Raw genomic sequence first — 15,207 nt, 5'->3', positions numbered from 1 at the left:
CGGCCCCGCTCGGCCCCTAGCAGCACTCCGCGTCGAGCCCCAGCGGCAGGCGCTCCCCGCCGAAGACCGAGCAGGTCGGCTCGTCGCCACCGAGCGCCGCGACGGCGAGGAGCAGCGAACCGGCCGTCCAGCTGGTGAGTTCCTCCGGCCAGATCCTCCGGGCGTCGAAGACATAGCCCGTCCAGTACAGGCCCGTCTTCGGATCGCGCAGATGCTGGATGGACTGGAGGATCTCCAGGGCACGGTCGGACTCGCCCACGGCCCACAGCGCCAGGGCGAGTTCGGCCGACTCACCGCCGGTCACCCACGGGTTGGGCACCACGCAGCGCACGCCGAGCCCCGGAACCACGAAACGGTCCCAGCCCTCCGCGATCCGTACCCTGGCCTCCTCGCCCGTCAGCGCGCCGCCGAGCACCGGGTAGTACCAGTCCATCGAGTAGCGGTCCTTGTCGAGGAACCGCTCGGGGTGCCGGCGGATCGCGTGCCGCAGTGCGCCGACCGCCAACTCCCAGTCGGGCTGCGGCTCTTCGCGCTGTTCGGCGATGGCGAGCGCACAGCGCAGCGCGTGGTGGATGGACGAACTCCCGGTCAGGAGGCCGTCCTTGACCTCCGCGCCGTCGTCCTCGCGCTTCCAGCCGATCTGCCCGCCCGGCTGCTGGAGTTGCAGCACGAACTCCACGGCCGCGAAGACCGCGGGCCACATCCGGTCCAGGAAGGTGTCGTCGCCGGTGGCGAGGTAGTGGTGCCAGACGCCGACCGCGATGTAGGCGCAGAAGTTGGTCTCCCGCCCGCGGTCGGTGACGTCGTCCGCGTCCCCGTCGGCGTACGCCGCGTACCAGGAGCCGTCCTGGTTCTGGTGCCGGGCCAGCCACTCGTACGCCCGCTCGGCCGCCTCGTGCTCGCCCGCCGCGTCCAGCGCCATGGCCGCCTCGGTGTGGTCCCACGGGTCGAGGTGGTGCCCGCGGAACCAGGGTATGGCGCCGTCCGGCCGCTGTATCCGGAGGATGGCCCGCACCGTGCCGGCGGCCTCCTCGGCGGTGAGGACCCCGGGCAGGACGAGGTGTTCCGTCCGCGGCGTGCGTGGAGTCGTCACGAAGCGTCCACCGCGGCGGTGTCGAGGGGCAGGTGGGGCTTGGTCGCGTACGCCACGAAGCTCTTGCCGATCAGCGGGTTCAGCGCGTTCTCCGCGACCCGGGTGGCCAGGGGCTTCTTCATGATGTCCCAGACCAGGAGCTTGTGGTACGCCCGCACGGGCAGCACCTTGTCGTTGTCGACGCCGAACGCGCACTTGAGCCACCAGTAGGGGCTGTGCAGGGCGTGGGCGTGATGGGTGCCGTACGGCTTGAGCCCGGCCTCCTTCATCCTGCCCAGCAGTTCGTCCGCCTTGTAGATGCGGATGTGGCCGCCCTCGACCTCGTGGTACGCGTCGGACAGCGTCCAGCACACCTTCTCCGGGCCGTAGCGCGGCACGGTGATGGCGATACGCCCGCCCGGCTTCAGCACACGCACCATCTCGGCGAGGACGCCCTTGTCGTCCGGTATGTGCTCCATGACCTCGGAGATGATCACGACGTCGAAGGACGCGTCCGGGAAGGGCAGCGCGAGGGCGTCGCCCTCCACCGCGGTCGCGGTGGCGCCGGCCGGGGCCTCGCCCGCCTCCTTCATCGCCGCGAACCACTTGGCGACCTCGCGGATCTCCTCGCCGTTCCGGTCCAGCGCGACGACCTGGGCACCGCGCCGGTAGCACTCGAACGCGTGCCGGCCGGCACCGCATCCGAGGTCCAGTACGCGGTCGCCCGGGGCGAGCGGGAACCGGGAGAAGTCGACGGTCAGCACGTGGTCCTGCTTTCGCGGTCGGAGGTGGGGGTGGCGCCCGTCACCGGGGCGAAATCCTGGGAACCGGAGGCGGGGTCCGGCGTGCCGCCGGCGGCTGGTGTGGCCGCGGCGGGGCCGGGCGGCGTGGGGAGGGTCATGGCCTCGCGGTAGTGGGCCACCGTGCCCTCGGCGGCGCGGGCCCAGGTGAAGCGGTCCAAGACCCGCGCACGTCCGGCGGAGCCGAGCCGTACCCGGAGGTCCGGGTCGCCCAGGACCCGGCTCAGCGCGGCGGCCAGGGCCCCCGAGTCTCCGGGCGGTACGGCCAGGCACGTCTCGCCGTCGGGTCCGGCGACCTCCGGGATCGCCCCGCCGGTGGTGGCCACCAGCGGCGTACCCGTGGCCATCGCCTCGGCGGCGGGGAGGGAGAACCCTTCGTACAGGGAGGGCACACAGGCGACCTCGGCGGACCGTACGAGGTCGACGAGCTCGGCGTCCGAGATGCCCTTGACGAACTCGACGGCGCGCTCCAGGCCGTAGCGCTCGATGGCCTGGGCGACCGGCCCGTCCTCGGCGCGCCTGCCGACGACGACGAGGTGCGCGCCGGGGTGCTCGGTGCGCACCTTGGCGAGCGCCTCGACGAGGTGGATGAGCCCCTTGAGCGGCACGTCCGCGCTGGAGGTGGTGACGATCCGGCCCGGCACCTGCGGCACGGACGGGTCGGGCGAGAAGAGGTCGGTGTCCGCGCCGATGTGCACGACGTGGATACGGCTCCGGGCGACGCCCAGGTGGTCGACGATCTCCTGCTGCGAGGTCCCGGAGACGGTGAGCACGGACGGCAGCCGGCGCGCGACCCGCTTCTGCATACGGGTGAAGGCGTACCAGCGGCGTACCGACGCGCGACGGCGGCGCCCCTCGGCGGCGTCCAGCTCCAACTGCCGGTCGACGGTGATGGGGTGGTGGATGGTGGTGACCAGCGGCGCGCCGACGTCGCCCAGCAGCCCGTAGCCGAGGGTCTGGTTGTCGTGCACGACGTCGAAGTCGCCGCGCCGGGCGCGCAGATGGCGGCCGGCGCGCAGCGAGAAGGTCAGGGGCTCGGGAAAGCCGCCGGTCCACATCGTGCCGACCTCGACCGCGTCGATCCAGTCGCGGAACTCCTCGCGCTTCGGGGTGCGGAAGGGGTCCGGCTGCCGGTACAGGTCGAGGCTGGGCAGTTCCGTGAGGGTGAGGTTGTGGCCGAACTCGGGGAGGTCCTCGTCCAGCACGGGGTACGGCTGGGAGCCGATGACCTCGACCCGGTGGCCGAGGCGGGCGAGCTCGCGCGAGAGATGCCGTACGTACACGCCCTGGCCGCCGCAGAACGGGTTCCCCTTGTACGTGAGGAGCGCGATGCGCAACGGTCCGTCACCGTTGGTGGCCGCGCCCGCCCCGGGGCCCGCCTCCATGGCCTCAGCGGTCACTTACGGCCCCCTTCTCCCTGCACTTTCCCGCGAGATTACGCCGGGACGCTAATCTAGAACAAGTTTCAGACTTGATCGTTCGAGGAGCACTGAATCTACCGGCAGGTAGCGCCTCTGGGAGCAGTGGATCAGGTGATCCGCGCCACGACGGAAGCGTCGCGACGGAGGTGTTCCGACCGACGGATGCGCTCCGGACCACGGATGTGTTCTGACCCAGGGAAGTGTTCTGACATGCTGTCTGGTCGCTCCTCCTGCTGAACCACGGAACGGGACCCATGCCTGCGGAAGTCAAGGTGGAAGCCAAGCCCGCGCGACCCGCCGCACAGCCGGCCTCTCCCCCGCTCACCGAGCGGCAGGAGGCCCGCCGCCGCCGGATCCTGCACGCGAGCGCGCAGTTGGCCAGCCGGGGCGGTTTCGACGCGGTACAGATGCGCGAGGTCGCGGAGTCCTCCCAGGTCGCCCTCGGCACGCTCTACCGCTACTTCCCCTCGAAGGTCCATCTGCTGGTCGCCACCATGCAGGACCAGTTGGAGCACATGCACGGGACCCTGCGCAAGAAACCGCCGGCCGGTGACACGGCGGCGGAGCGGGTGGCGGAGACCCTGATGCGGGCCTTCCGCGCGCTGCAGCGCGAGCCGCACCTCGCCGACGCCATGGTCCGCGCGCTGACCTTCGCGGACCGCAGCGTGAGCCCCGAGGTCGACCAGGTGTCCCGGCAGACCACGGTGATCATCCTGGACGCGATGGGCCTGGACGACCCGAGCCCCGCCCAGCTCTCCGCGGTCCGCGTGATCGAGCACACCTGGCACTCGGCCCTGATCACCTGGCTCTCGGGCCGCGCCTCCATCGCCCAGGTCAAGATCGACATCGAGACGGTGTGCCGGCTGATCGACCTGACGGACCCGGGCGAGCGGCGATAGACCCGGGCGAGCGGCGATGGACGATGCCTGCGCACGGGAAAACCTATGAGACGGGTTCCCTTCGCCGGTATGGTCCGGATCAGGTTGCTAGGGGTCGCCGTCCGGTCCGACTGCTACCTTCCGGCCTCTCAGCCCCACCGTCGACGTCGGCCCCGGCGGAAACGAAACTGCTGCTTCTCGCCAAAGTCGGCTACTCCGGTCGGACTCCCTCACTCGCCTCATAGGCCAATAACAGAATAGAACGCCCACCGCCGGATGGAACCCCCAAAGGGGAACTTTTTTTCGGATTTCCGGAATTTCCCGGCGGAGGGCCACCCCGGGCCACGCCCGGCGTCAGTCCTCCGGCGGGAACACCGGCTCCCCGCTCCCCAGCAGCGTGATCATGATGGCCTCCACCGGGCAGCTCTCCGCCGCCTCCAGGATCTTCTCGTTGGCGTCGGTCTCCGGTTCGACGGGGTGGGACTGCATGGCGGTGTCGAGGCGGAAGGCGTCCGCGGCACGGTGGACGCACTGGGCGGAGCCGATGCAGACGGAGCGGTCGACCTCGACCCCCCAGCGGTCGCCCATGCTCACGCCTCCCAGCCGGCCGGCAGGTGGATCATCTTGTGCTCCAGGAACTCGCCGTACCCCTCGGGTCCGAACTCCCGCCCCAGCCCCGAGTTCTTGTAGCCGCCGAAGGGCCCGAGCATGTCGAGGCTGAAGGTGTTCACGGAGTAGGTGCCGGTACGCACCTGCCGCGCGACATCGATGCCGTGCGCGACGTCCGCCGTCCAGACGCTGCCGCTCAGCCCGTAGTCGGAGTCGTTGGCGATCTTCACGGCCTCGTCCTCGTCGCCGTACGGGAGGAGGCAGATCACCGGGCCGAAGATCTCCTCGCGCGCGATCCGCATGGAGTTGTCGACGTCTCCGAAGAGGGTCGGCTCGACGTACCAGCCGCGGTCGAGGCCGGCCGGACGGCCGCCGCCGGTCAGGATCTTGGCGCCTTCCTCCTGGCCGATGCGGATGTAGTCGAGGTTGCGCTGCTGCTGCCGCCTGGCGACCAGCGGGCCCACCTGGGTCGCCGGGTCCAGCGGGTCACCGACCACCAGGGCGCTCGCGGCGGCGGCGAAGGCGTCCGCGAACTCGTCGTAGCGCGAACGCGGCAGCAGGATGCGGGTCTGTGCGACACACGCCTGCCCGTTGTTCATCCAGGCCGCCGAGACGATCCCGGGGACGGCGGTGGCGAGGTCGGCGTCCGGCAGGACGACCGCCGCCGACTTCCCGCCCAGCTCCAGCGTCACCCGGGTGAGGTTGCGCGAGGCCACCTCCATGACCCGCTTGCCGGCCGCGACCGACCCGGTGAAGGAGACCTTGTCGATGCCGGGGTGCCCGACGAGGTACTCGCTGACCTCGCGGTCGGCGGGAAGGATCGACAGGACGCCCTCCGGCAGCCCGGCCTCCTTGGCGATCTCGCCCAGCAGGTAGGCGTCCAGGGGGGATTCGGGCGACGGCTTCAGTACGACCGTGCAGCCGGTCAGCAGCGCGGGCGCCAGCTTGGCGGCCGCCACGAACTGCGGCACGTTCCACGGTACGACGGCCGCGACCACCCCCACCGGCTCGCGCCGGACGAGGATCCGCCCGAGGACTCCGTCGCGCGTCTCCTCGTAGGTGAAACCGCGCGCGACCGTGAGTGCCGCGTCCCACACCATCATCGCGCCGAGGGCCTGCGCGAGGACGCTCCAGGAGTACGGGGAGCCGTTCTCGGAGGAGATCACGCGGGCGATCTCCTCGTGCCGGACGGCGATCCCGTCCTTGATCCGGGTGATCACCTCGATCCGCTCGTCGAGGCTCATCCGCGGCCAGGGCCCCTCGTCGAACGCCGTGCGTGCGGCGGCGACCGCCCGGTCGACGTCACCGGTGGAGGCGTGCGGGACGCGTCCGATGACCTCTTCGGTGTGCGGCGAGATCACCTCGATGACGTCCTTGCCCAGGGGGTCCGTCAACTCCCCGCCTATGAACAGTTGTCCGTGTTCCACGAGCTCGGTCATGACCGACCGCCTCCCCGAGGGGCTTCCCCGACACCGGAGCACATCATCTGACGCTTCATCAGATACGAGAACTGATACCAGCTCCGGTCGACGGAGTCCACGGCCGGGGAGGAGTCGGAGCCCCCCGGACACCGACCGGCGGCGCCAAGTGGCGTATCCGACAGTTGGCTTGAGCACCCAATGGAATCTGTTCTAGTTATAGTGGCGGGAACACGGCGATTGGTGGGAACCCATGACGCAGGTGACCGATCACGGCGGGGGCGTACGGTCCCTCAGGGTCCCCATCCCGAACAACCCCCTGGGAACCACGCTGGTCCACGTCGTCGACACCGACCGGGGTCCCGTACTCATCGACACCGGCTGGGACGACCCCGCCTCCTGGGACACTCTCACCGCCGGGCTCATCGCCTGCGGCCTCTCCGCCGCCGAGGTGCACGGCGTGGTCATCACCCACCACCACCCCGACCACCACGGTCTGTCGGGCAAGGTGCGGGAGGCGTCCGGGGCGTGGATCGCGATGCACGCGCTGGACACCGCGATCGTACGGCGGACGCGGGAGAACCGGCCCGATCGCTGGTTCTCCTTCATGGCGGACAAGCTGGCGTCCTCGGGCGCGCCCGAGGAGCATGTGGCGCTCCTGCGCGAGGCGCGCACGGCCCGGCTCTCCACCGGCCTGCCCACCTTCACCCCCGCGCTCCCCGACCGTGAGATCGTCCCCGGCGAACTCCTCGACCTCGCGGGCCGCCGGCTGCGCGCGATCTGGACCCCCGGCCACACGCCCGGCCACGTCTGCCTCCACCTGGAGGAGACCCACCCGGCCGGGCTCCCCGGCCACGGCCGGCTGTTCTCCGGCGACCACCTGCTCCCCCGGATCACTCCGCACATCGGTCTGTACGAGGATCCGGACGACGCCACCGTCACCGACCCCCTCGGCGACTACCTCGACTCCCTGGAGCGCGTCGGCCGTCTGAACCCGGCCGAGGTGCTCCCGGCCCACCAGCACGCCTTCACCGACGCGCCGGGCCGCGTACGGGAGTTGCTCGCACACCACGAGGAGCGCCTCACCGGCCTCCTCTCCCTCCTCGCGACCCCGCTCACCGCCTGGCAGCTCGCCGAACGCATGGAGTGGAACCGCCCCTGGGACCAGATCCCCTTCAGCTCGCGCAACATCGCGGTGTCGGAGGCCGAGGCCCATGTACGCCGCCTGGTGAAGGCGGGGCGCGCGGAGCCGGTGGCGGGCAGCGATCCGGTGACGTACGTGGCGCTGTAACCCAGGGGGGACCCCCGTCGAGGACACCTTCCGCAAGGTCGACGGAGCCCGGCTCCTCGTCACCGACCCCCGTCACCGACCCCCGTCACCGGTCCCCGCCGCGTAGTCCAGCCCCTCCTCGTACGCCATCGCCCGCCGGACCCGCCGCCGGTCGGCCGCGCCGGTTCCGTCAGCCGCGCCGGTTCCGTCGGTCCCGTCGACTCCGTCCGTCCCGTCGACTCCGTCCGTCCCGTCGGCTCGGTCGTCTTGTCGGACACGCCGACCAGTCCGTACGGATCACACCCGCGTACGGCGGCTGTCCGGGAACTCGGACAAAAGGGCGGCATCGGGATGCCACTTCCGGACGCCTTTCGACGGGATGCGACGCGATGCGATCAGCTCCCCGGCGGTGCGGGACTTCCGGCGCCGTACCGCACCGCACCGCACCGCTCACTGCGAGTGAAGCAGCGTCCGGATCATTTCCTCGGCGTCCCCCAGGAGGCCGACCTCGCGCTCGCTCATCGTCGGATTGGCCGCCCGTCGCCGCCTCGCCTCGACGAGCCCCGCCTCCGTCACCCGGTCCGCGTTCCCGTCGAGCATCCCGGCCAGCGTCTCGCGGGCCACCGTCGCGTAGTCCTCGTCGCCGACGGCGACCTGCGCGAGGATCACGGCGGACATGCCCCAGTCCAGGCCGGGCGGGCCCTCCTCGGCGTTGGCCCAGTCGATGACCTTCGGGCCGTCCGGGGTGAGCAGCACGTTGTCGGGGTGCAGATCCAGGTGCAGTACGCGCACGGCGGGATCGGCGGAGGCCCGGGCGGGCACGGCGTGCAGCGCGCTCAGCAGCCCGCCGAGGAGGGTGCCGCCCTCCCGTGCGCCGATCTCGCCCGCGCCGAACGCCTCCAGCATGGTCGGCCCGGACAGCCGCTCCATCACCAGATCGGTCCGGGTCGCCGTCCGCACGGCCGGCACGGGACAGCCGTACCGGCGTACGTGCTCCATCACCGCGGCCTCGGCCGTCGCGTCGCCCCATCCCTCCCGGTCCCGCCGCAGCACCCAGGCCTTGTCCTCGTCGAGCTCGTAGACGTCCGCCGAACGTCCCGAGCCGAGCAGTCTCCCCGTTCGCATGGCACCGAAACCTATCCACTCGCGAAGCGGCGGCTTTCGAGACCCCGGTCACGTTCGAAAGCCGGTGATCTGCGACCCAGGTCACACCACTCGGACGCGTACGGCGAGGCCGCGCGCACGCCCTGTCATTCGCGGAGTGAAGCAGCTCACAGGACCTCGGTCACACACTAAGCGCGATAGTAGCCACCGCGGGTGTCATGCACGCGCCTTTGCGCCCTCTGACCTGGGGTTTGAGAGCCAGATCACATAAGGAACTTTGGCCTCGGATGCGACCACCACTAGTAAAAGGGGTGATTGCGGACGACCCCCTGGCCTGTTTCTCTGGAGCAGTCGCCAGGCGCCACGAGCCCACCCGGGCCGCGGCGCCGACGTACGCCCCCCACCACACATCGTGTGGCTCCGGCATGCGGCGATCACCTTGCCCCCGAAGAAAAGGGTTCTCCGTGTCCGTCTCCTTCATCCGTCGCATCGCTTCCCCGAAGAAGGCCCTCTCCACCGCCGCCGTGGCCGCCGCCGCCACCGGCATGATCCTGGCCGCGGCCCCCGCTCAGGCGGCCACCGCCTCGGCCTCCTCCGCTCAGTCGATCGCGCACAAGATGATCCCGGACGCCGCGCAGTTCAGGGCCTTCAGCAAGATCGTCGAGCACGAGAGCGGCTGGAACCCCAGCGCCAAGAACTCCTCCTCCGGCGCCTACGGCCTGGTCCAGGCGCTGCCCGGCTCCAAGATGTCGGCCGCCGGTTCCGACTGGAAGACGAACCCGGCCACCCAGATCAAGTGGGGCCTGGACTACATGAACTCGCGCTACGGCAGCCCGGCCGCCGCCTGGAACTTCTGGCAGGCCCACAACTGGTACTGAGCGGCAGCCCGGTGACCACCGGCGCCCCACGGCACCCGCATACGCGAAGGCGGCGGCCCCCCGATCCCCGGGGCCGCCGCCTTCGCCCTGCCCGCGTCACTCGTTGTCGTCGGCCCCTGTTTCCCTCTGCCCGTGGAAGTGCCGCCGTCGGCCGACGAGATCCTCGTACACCTTCCGTCGCTCGGCGGAGCCGTCCTCGGTCCGCTCCAGTTCCTCGATCCAGTTCCGCCTGATGTCGTCCAGGAACGCGCGCCAGTCCCCGCGTCCCTGCGCGGCCCCCAGCTCCCTCAGGTCCACCAGGCGCTCGTTCCGCCGGAGACCGCCGGAGCCGATCTTGTCCCCCTTGTGGCCGTGCAGGACGGACTCGGGGTTGGCCGTGGCCTCGGTGGACCGGACGTCGTGCCGGTAGCCGACCGGGCTCCGGGCACCGGGGGCGATCGTCTCGATGCCGACCAGCAGGGAGCCGTCCCTGTCCCTGGTCGGCGCGGTGAAGACCAGCAGCATGTGACCGTACGAACCGTTCGGCAGGACCACGTCGCCGTTCCAGTCCTTCGATCCGAAGCCGCCGCCGGAGATGTCCAGCCCCAGGAGCTGGGGACGCTGTGGCCCCAGACGGGGCGTGGCCGGCGCGAGGATGTTCGTGACGGACGCGAGCATCCCGCCCTTCTCCTCGAAGCCGCCCCGCTCGTCCTCCCCGTCCCCCGTCCCGTCCCCCTTGTTCTTCTCGATGGCGGTGCGATGCGTGGCGAAACCGCGCTTCTCGACGAACCCCGCACGCGCGCCCTCCTCGGTGACACCCAGGAAGTCCGTCAGGGCCGTGCTCGACTCCCCCTCCCGCAGGGCCGGGACGCGGATGTTGACCCGACCGCCGTGGGCGAGGGCCCGGACGACGTCACCCTCGCGATAGTCGACGTGCGTGTTCCGCTCCGGTTGGTAGATCTTCAGCCCGTGCTGCAGGACCAGAAGGACCGAGGTGAAGACCTCACGGACCTTCCGGTCCTTCGCCGCGTACGCTCCGGCCTCGGGCTTGTCCGCGTCGGCGTGCAGTCGGGCGGGATCGAGCCCGGCCGGGTGCAGGGTGTCCACGGCGGTCTGCCGTATCTGCTCGTCGCGGTCGTCACGGAGCGGCTGCTTCCCCTCCTCCGGACCGGCAGCCTGCGTGGTCATGAACCGGCCGAGCGTGTAGTCCGGACCAATCGGGGCGCGCTCGCCCGGCGGGCGCTTTCCCGGCCCGTGCCGGTCGAAGACCAGGGTCGCGACGAGGAGGCGCTTGCCCGGCGGGACCGTCAGCCAGTCCTTGTAGTTCCCCTCGGCGTACTCCTCGGCTTCCGCACAGGTGCCGATACCCACCTTGGCCAGCCACTGGGGGTTCACCTCCGAGAGGATCCGGATGTCCTCCAGCTCCTGCGCGCGCAACGCCTCGCCCCGGACCACCCGACGCTCCAGGGTGCGTTTCAGACGCGCGGGCCCCTCGGTCATCCAGTGCTCCGGCCACCAGGTGCCCGGCGCCCAGACGTTCGGCTTCATCTTCGCCAGGACGACATGGGCTTCGAGCGACCGGCTCAGCCGCTCGACCACCGCCGCGCCCCGGTCACCGGGACCGGACCGTTCTGGAGCGGGGGCGGGAGCAGGGACGGGGGGCGCGCTCGCGCCTGCCTCCCCCGCCCGCTGAACGGTCACGGACGCCGCCCGGTTGCCCGCCGCGCGCTGGATCGCCGCCATCTCGGCGGGGGTCCTCGGCGTGGCGTCCAGCGCGGTCCGGGCCTGGTGGGGGCCCGGGGAGGCGGGGCGTCGCAGGGGCGCGGTACGTGCCGGTGAGCCGGCGCGCGATCGCCCGCCCTCGCCGTGCTGCCGCTTGTCCATACGTCTCCCACCCGCCCCTTCGTCCGTCTCTTGACCCGTCTCTTGATCCGTCTCTTGATCCGTCTCTTGATCCGTCTCTTGATCCGTCTCTTCATCCGCCGGGCCTCTGCCGTATACCTGTGTGCCCGTTTTCGTTCACCCGCGGCGCAAGCGGCCATGGTGACGCCCGGACGCGCTCCGGGGGAAGGGCGCCGGGGGCACCGCGGAGGACCTCACGGGCACCCGATCTCGACCTTGACGAAACGGAACACCGCTCCGTATCGTAATCGGAACAACGCTCCGCTTAGCGCCTCGGTGCGGCGGAGACCGTCGAAGGGAAATCCCCATCATGAGTGCATCGACCCACCCGGCCGACACCTTCCACTCGCCCACCCCCGTCTTCTCGGTCAGCCCGGTAACGCTGCCGACCCCCGACCGGGCCGTGGACCTGGAGATGCGCGTCTCCGCACCCGTGACCGGGAGCGACCTGCCGGTCATCCTGCTCTCGCACGGCCAGGGCCCCTCGAACAACCTCTCCTCGCTGAACGGCTACGCCCCGCTCGCCAACTTCTGGGCCGCGCACGGCTTCGTCGTGATCCAGCCCACCCATCTGAGCTCCAGGACGCTGAGCCTGGACCCCGGCACCCCCGGGGCGCCCCTGTACTGGCGATCACGGGCCGAGGACATGAAGCGCATCCTCGACCGGCTCGACGCGGTCGAGGCCGCCGTCCCGCAGCTCCCCGGGCGCCTGGACCGGAGCAGGATCGCCGTGGCCGGGCACTCCATGGGCGGGCACACCGCGAGCCTGCTGCTGGGCGCCGGGCTCACCGATCCGCACGACGGAACGGAAGTGAGCCTGGCCGAACCCCGGATCAAGGCGGGTGTACTGCTTGCCGCGCCCGGCAGGGGCGGGGATGCCCTCAGCGAGTTCGCGACCGAGAACCTTTCCTTCTTCCTGACCACGGACTTCTCCGAGATGACGACGCCCGCGCTCGTCGTCGCCGGCGACAAGGACGCCTCCGCCCACCTGACGGTTCGGGGCCCGGACTGGCACACCGATCCGTACGTCCTCGCCCCGGGCCCCAAGTCGCTGCTCACCCTGTTCGACGCGGAGCACGGGCTCGGCGGGGTCTCCGGATACGACGTCGCCGAGACCACGGACGAGAACCCCGCGCGAGTGTCCGCCGTCCAGCGGCTGACCTGGGCCTACCTCCGCACCGAGCTCTACCCCGGGGATCCCGCCTGGCAGACGGCCCGCGACGCGCTGACGACCGCCCCCGACCCGCTCGGACGAGTCGAGTCCAAGTAACCGAAATGGACACGCGCTTCGCCCGGGTCTCCGACGGTCCTCCGCGTTCGTGGTGCACTTGCGTACACCGCGCCCGTCCTGCTGACCGGAGGCTCGATGAGCACACAGAGCACGTCCGACCCCGAGCCCCGTGAGCTGCGCGGACTGCGTCTGGTGGCGGTGCTGTTGCTGCTGACCGTGGTCAGCGGGCTGATCGACGCGGTGAGCTATCTCGGGCTCGGGCACGTCTTCACGGCGAACATGACCGGCAACGTGGTGGTCCTCGGCTTCGCCGCCGCCGGGGCGCCCGGCTTCTCGGTGCGGCACTCGCTGACCTCGCTGTGCTGCTTCCTGGTGGGCGCCGTGGCCGGGGGGCGTATCGCCGTGCGGTTCGGGGGCGGTTCGCGCCGGACCTGGGCGCGGGTCACGCTCGCGGCGGAGGCGGTGTTCGTGGGCGCGTCGGCTGCGGTCGCCTTCGCGGCGCCGGGCACCACCGCGACCACCTACACCCTGATCGCCCTCACCGCCTTCGCCATGGGCCTGCGCAACGCTACGGTACGCAAGCTGGGCGTGCCCGACCTGACGACGACGGTCCTGACGATGACCCTGACCGGCCTCGCCGCCGACTCCCGGGTCGCCGGCGGCCCGGGCGAACGCTCCCCCCGCCGCAGGGCCGCCGTGATCGCCATGCTCGCGGGCGCCCTGCTCGGCGCGTGGCTGGTGATCCACCACGGCCTGGGCATCCCCCTGCTGATCGCGGCGGTACTGGCGGGGGCGCTGGCGCTCACCGCGTCGGGGCGGGAGTAACGGTGTCCACGGGGACCCAGTGGTCCGTGGCCCGAGGATGTCCCGTTCCCGCGAAGGTGATCCAGCAGGTGTCTCGGCGTGCACGGCGGCCGAGGGGAACCGGCCGTGATCCGCAGGGCGTACTGGGCGGGGCGGGGGCTCACCCGGCGGGGCCGATCATCACCTTCGGCCCCGCCGCGTTCCCCGCGTTCCCCACATTCCCAGCGTTCACCGCGTTCACCGCGTTCACCGCATTCACCGCATTCACCGCATGGAGTGCTACAACCGCTGAATGATCGTGCCGGTGGCCAGTCCCCCACCCGCGCACATCGTGATCAGCGCGAACTCCTTGTCCCGCCGTTCCAGTTCATGCAGGGCCGTGGTGATCAGCCGCGCCCCCGTCGCACCCACCGGATGCCCGAGGGCGATCGCACCGCCGTTCACGTTGACCTTCTCCAGGTCCTGCCCGAAGACCTGGGCCCAGCTCAACACCACCGACGCGAACGCCTCGTTGATCTCGACGAGGTCGATGTCCTTCAAGGACATGCCCGCCTTGCCCAGCACGGCCCGCGTCGCGTCGATCGGTCCGTCCAGATGGAAGTGCGGGTCCGAGCCGACCAGCGCCTGGGCCACGATCCGTGCCCTCGGGCGCAGCTTCAGCGCCCGGGCCATCCGTTTCGAGGCCCAGAGGATGGCGGCCGCGCCGTCCGAGATCTGGGACGAGTTGCCCGCCGTGTGCACGGCCTTCGGCATGACCGGCTTCAGGCCGGCGAGCGCCTCCGGGGACGTGTCGCGAAGCCCCTCATCGCGGTCGACGAGCCGCCACATGCCCTGTCCGGCCCGCTGTTCGTCCTCGGTCGTCGGCACCTGGACGGCGAACGTCTCGCGCTTGAAGCGTTCCTCGGACCAGGCGTTGGCGGCCCGTTCCTGGGAGGCGAGCCCTAATGCGTCGACGTTCTCGCGCGTCAGCCCGCGATGCCGCGCGATGCGCTCCGCCGCCTCGAACTGGTTGGGAAGGTCCACGTTCCACTCGTCGGGGAACGGTTTCCCGGGGCCGTGCTTGGAGCCGGAGCCCAGCGGCACGCGGGACATCGCCTCGACCCCGCAGGAGATGCCGACGTCGATCACGCCCCCCGCGACCATGTTGGCCACCATGTGCGAGGCCTGCTGCGAGGAGCCGCACTGGCAGTCGACCGTCGTCGCCGCCGTCTCGTAGGGCAGGCCCATGGCGAGCCAGGCCGTACGCGCGGGGTTCATGGACTGCTCGCCGGCGTGGGTCACCGTGCCGCCGACGATCTGCTCGACGCAGTCGGCGGGGATGCCGGTGCGGCCGAGGAGTTCACGATAGGTCTCGCCCAGGAGATAGGCGGGGTGGAGGTTGGCGAGCGCGCCACCGCGCTTGCCGATGGGGGTACGTACGGCTTCCACGATCACGGGTTCCGCAGCCATGGGGCTAGGTCCTCTCCTCAAGGCCTGTCCGGCAGATCAGGCCTGGGCCGCGGGGTCCGGCACGCACATCTGCGGCGTTGTCGTCGGTCGCCGACTCCCCCAGGTTCTCGGCTTCGCCCGAACAGGGGGACCCCCATCGCGTCGACTCTCTCCTCCGCCTTGCAGCTGCACGCACCGGACCCCGCTCACCCATGCTTTTTGGGTGCCGTCGGCCGAGTCCAGCCCGATCCGCCGGACATGCCTCGCTCACCCGCGCAGCGCGGGGCGTCCCGGCCCACCCACCACGCCGAACTAGAACGTGTACTAGTTCTGAGTGCAGTCTGCGGAGCAGAACCCCCACGCCGCAAGAGTCGTGCACCCCCCGGAAGTGACAACTGGGCCGAGCCCTGTGC

At 71.1% G+C, this 15,207-nt stretch carries 13 protein-coding genes; 5 read left to right on the top strand and 8 right to left on the bottom strand.

Translation table 11 applies throughout. The annotated features are described in order from the left end of the window. Window positions 1-16: 16 nt before the first annotated feature. From RV986_RS36505 to RV986_RS36495, 3 genes are read right to left on the bottom strand one after another with little or no spacing between them, the layout of a single operon-like run. Complete coding sequence (locus RV986_RS36505; RefSeq protein WP_475921450.1) at window positions 17-1,093, bottom strand: prenyltransferase; 1,077 nt, start codon at window positions 1,091-1,093, stop codon at window positions 17-19. Then, window positions 1,090-1,836, bottom strand: a complete 747-nt coding sequence (locus RV986_RS36500) for a class I SAM-dependent methyltransferase (protein WP_475921449.1) — start codon at window positions 1,834-1,836, stop codon at window positions 1,090-1,092. The genes RV986_RS36505 and RV986_RS36500 overlap by 4 nt, the downstream gene beginning before the upstream one ends. Beyond that, on the bottom strand, window positions 1,830-3,272 hold the full coding sequence (locus RV986_RS36495) for a glycosyltransferase family 4 protein (protein ID WP_475921448.1): 1,443 nt from the start codon (window positions 3,270-3,272) through the stop codon (window positions 1,830-1,832). Before RV986_RS36495 ends, RV986_RS36500 begins: the two co-directional genes overlap by 7 nt. A 275-nt stretch (window positions 3,273-3,547) precedes the next feature. Between RV986_RS36495 and RV986_RS36490 the strand changes: the two genes are divergently transcribed. Next, window positions 3,548-4,192, top strand: coding sequence for a TetR family transcriptional regulator (locus RV986_RS36490; RefSeq protein WP_475921447.1), 645 nt, complete (start codon window positions 3,548-3,550; stop codon window positions 4,190-4,192). A 333-nt stretch (window positions 4,193-4,525) separates the two neighbouring features. Here the strand turns inward: RV986_RS36490 and RV986_RS36485 are convergent, their stop codons facing one another. Together RV986_RS36485 and RV986_RS36480 are read right to left on the bottom strand one after the other, a co-directional pair. Continuing rightward, window positions 4,526-4,759 carry a ferredoxin gene (locus RV986_RS36485; protein WP_475921446.1) on the bottom strand — a complete coding sequence of 78 codons (234 nt, stop codon included), beginning with the start codon at window positions 4,757-4,759 and terminating at the stop codon, window positions 4,526-4,528. Window positions 4,760-4,761: 2 nt separating this feature from the next. After that, window positions 4,762-6,219, bottom strand: a complete 1,458-nt coding sequence (locus tag RV986_RS36480) for an aldehyde dehydrogenase (protein WP_475921445.1) — start codon at window positions 6,217-6,219, stop codon at window positions 4,762-4,764. Window positions 6,220-6,451: 232 nt separating this feature from the next. On the opposite strand from RV986_RS36480, the gene RV986_RS36475 reads away from it, so the two are divergent. After that, window positions 6,452-7,489: an MBL fold metallo-hydrolase gene (locus RV986_RS36475; protein ID WP_475921444.1), complete on the top strand. Its 1,038-nt coding sequence runs from the start codon at window positions 6,452-6,454 to the stop codon at window positions 7,487-7,489. Window positions 7,490-7,918: 429 nt separating this feature from the next. On the opposite strand, the gene RV986_RS36470 is transcribed toward RV986_RS36475, so the two are convergent. Then, window positions 7,919-8,593 (bottom strand): phosphotransferase, encoded by a 675-nt coding sequence (locus RV986_RS36470; protein WP_475921443.1) that lies wholly within the window; start codon window positions 8,591-8,593, stop codon window positions 7,919-7,921. A 443-nt stretch (window positions 8,594-9,036) separates the two neighbouring features. Here RV986_RS36470 and RV986_RS36465 point away from each other — a divergent pair, with 443 nt between their 5' ends. Next, window positions 9,037-9,450, top strand: a complete 414-nt coding sequence (locus tag RV986_RS36465) for an aggregation-promoting factor C-terminal-like domain-containing protein (protein ID WP_475921442.1) — start codon at window positions 9,037-9,039, stop codon at window positions 9,448-9,450. A gap of 96 nt (window positions 9,451-9,546) precedes the next feature. On the opposite strand, the gene RV986_RS36460 is transcribed toward RV986_RS36465, so the two are convergent. Then, window positions 9,547-11,313: a PE-PGRS family protein gene (locus RV986_RS36460; RefSeq protein WP_475921441.1), complete on the bottom strand. Its 1,767-nt coding sequence runs from the start codon at window positions 11,311-11,313 to the stop codon at window positions 9,547-9,549. 328 nt (window positions 11,314-11,641) lie between these two features. On the opposite strand from RV986_RS36460, the gene RV986_RS36455 reads away from it, so the two are divergent. Continuing rightward, entirely contained in the window at window positions 11,642-12,601 is a 960-nt protein-coding gene (locus RV986_RS36455) for an alpha/beta hydrolase family protein (RefSeq protein WP_475921440.1), read from the top strand. A gap of 96 nt (window positions 12,602-12,697) precedes the next feature. Next, complete coding sequence (locus RV986_RS36450) at window positions 12,698-13,387, top strand: YoaK family protein (protein ID WP_475921439.1); 690 nt, start codon at window positions 12,698-12,700, stop codon at window positions 13,385-13,387. Between the two features lie 258 nt (window positions 13,388-13,645). On the opposite strand, the gene RV986_RS36445 is transcribed toward RV986_RS36450, so the two are convergent. Next, a complete protein-coding gene (locus tag RV986_RS36445) occupies window positions 13,646-14,815 on the bottom strand; it encodes a steroid 3-ketoacyl-CoA thiolase (protein WP_475921438.1) in 1,170 nt (389 codons plus the stop codon). Window positions 14,816-15,207: the final 392 nt, after the last annotated feature.

The sequence above is a fragment of the Streptomyces sp. RLA012 genome, from assembly GCF_056270325.1.
Note: the sequence above shows the minus strand (reverse complement) of the source record. Positions and strands in the feature narration are given on the sequence as shown.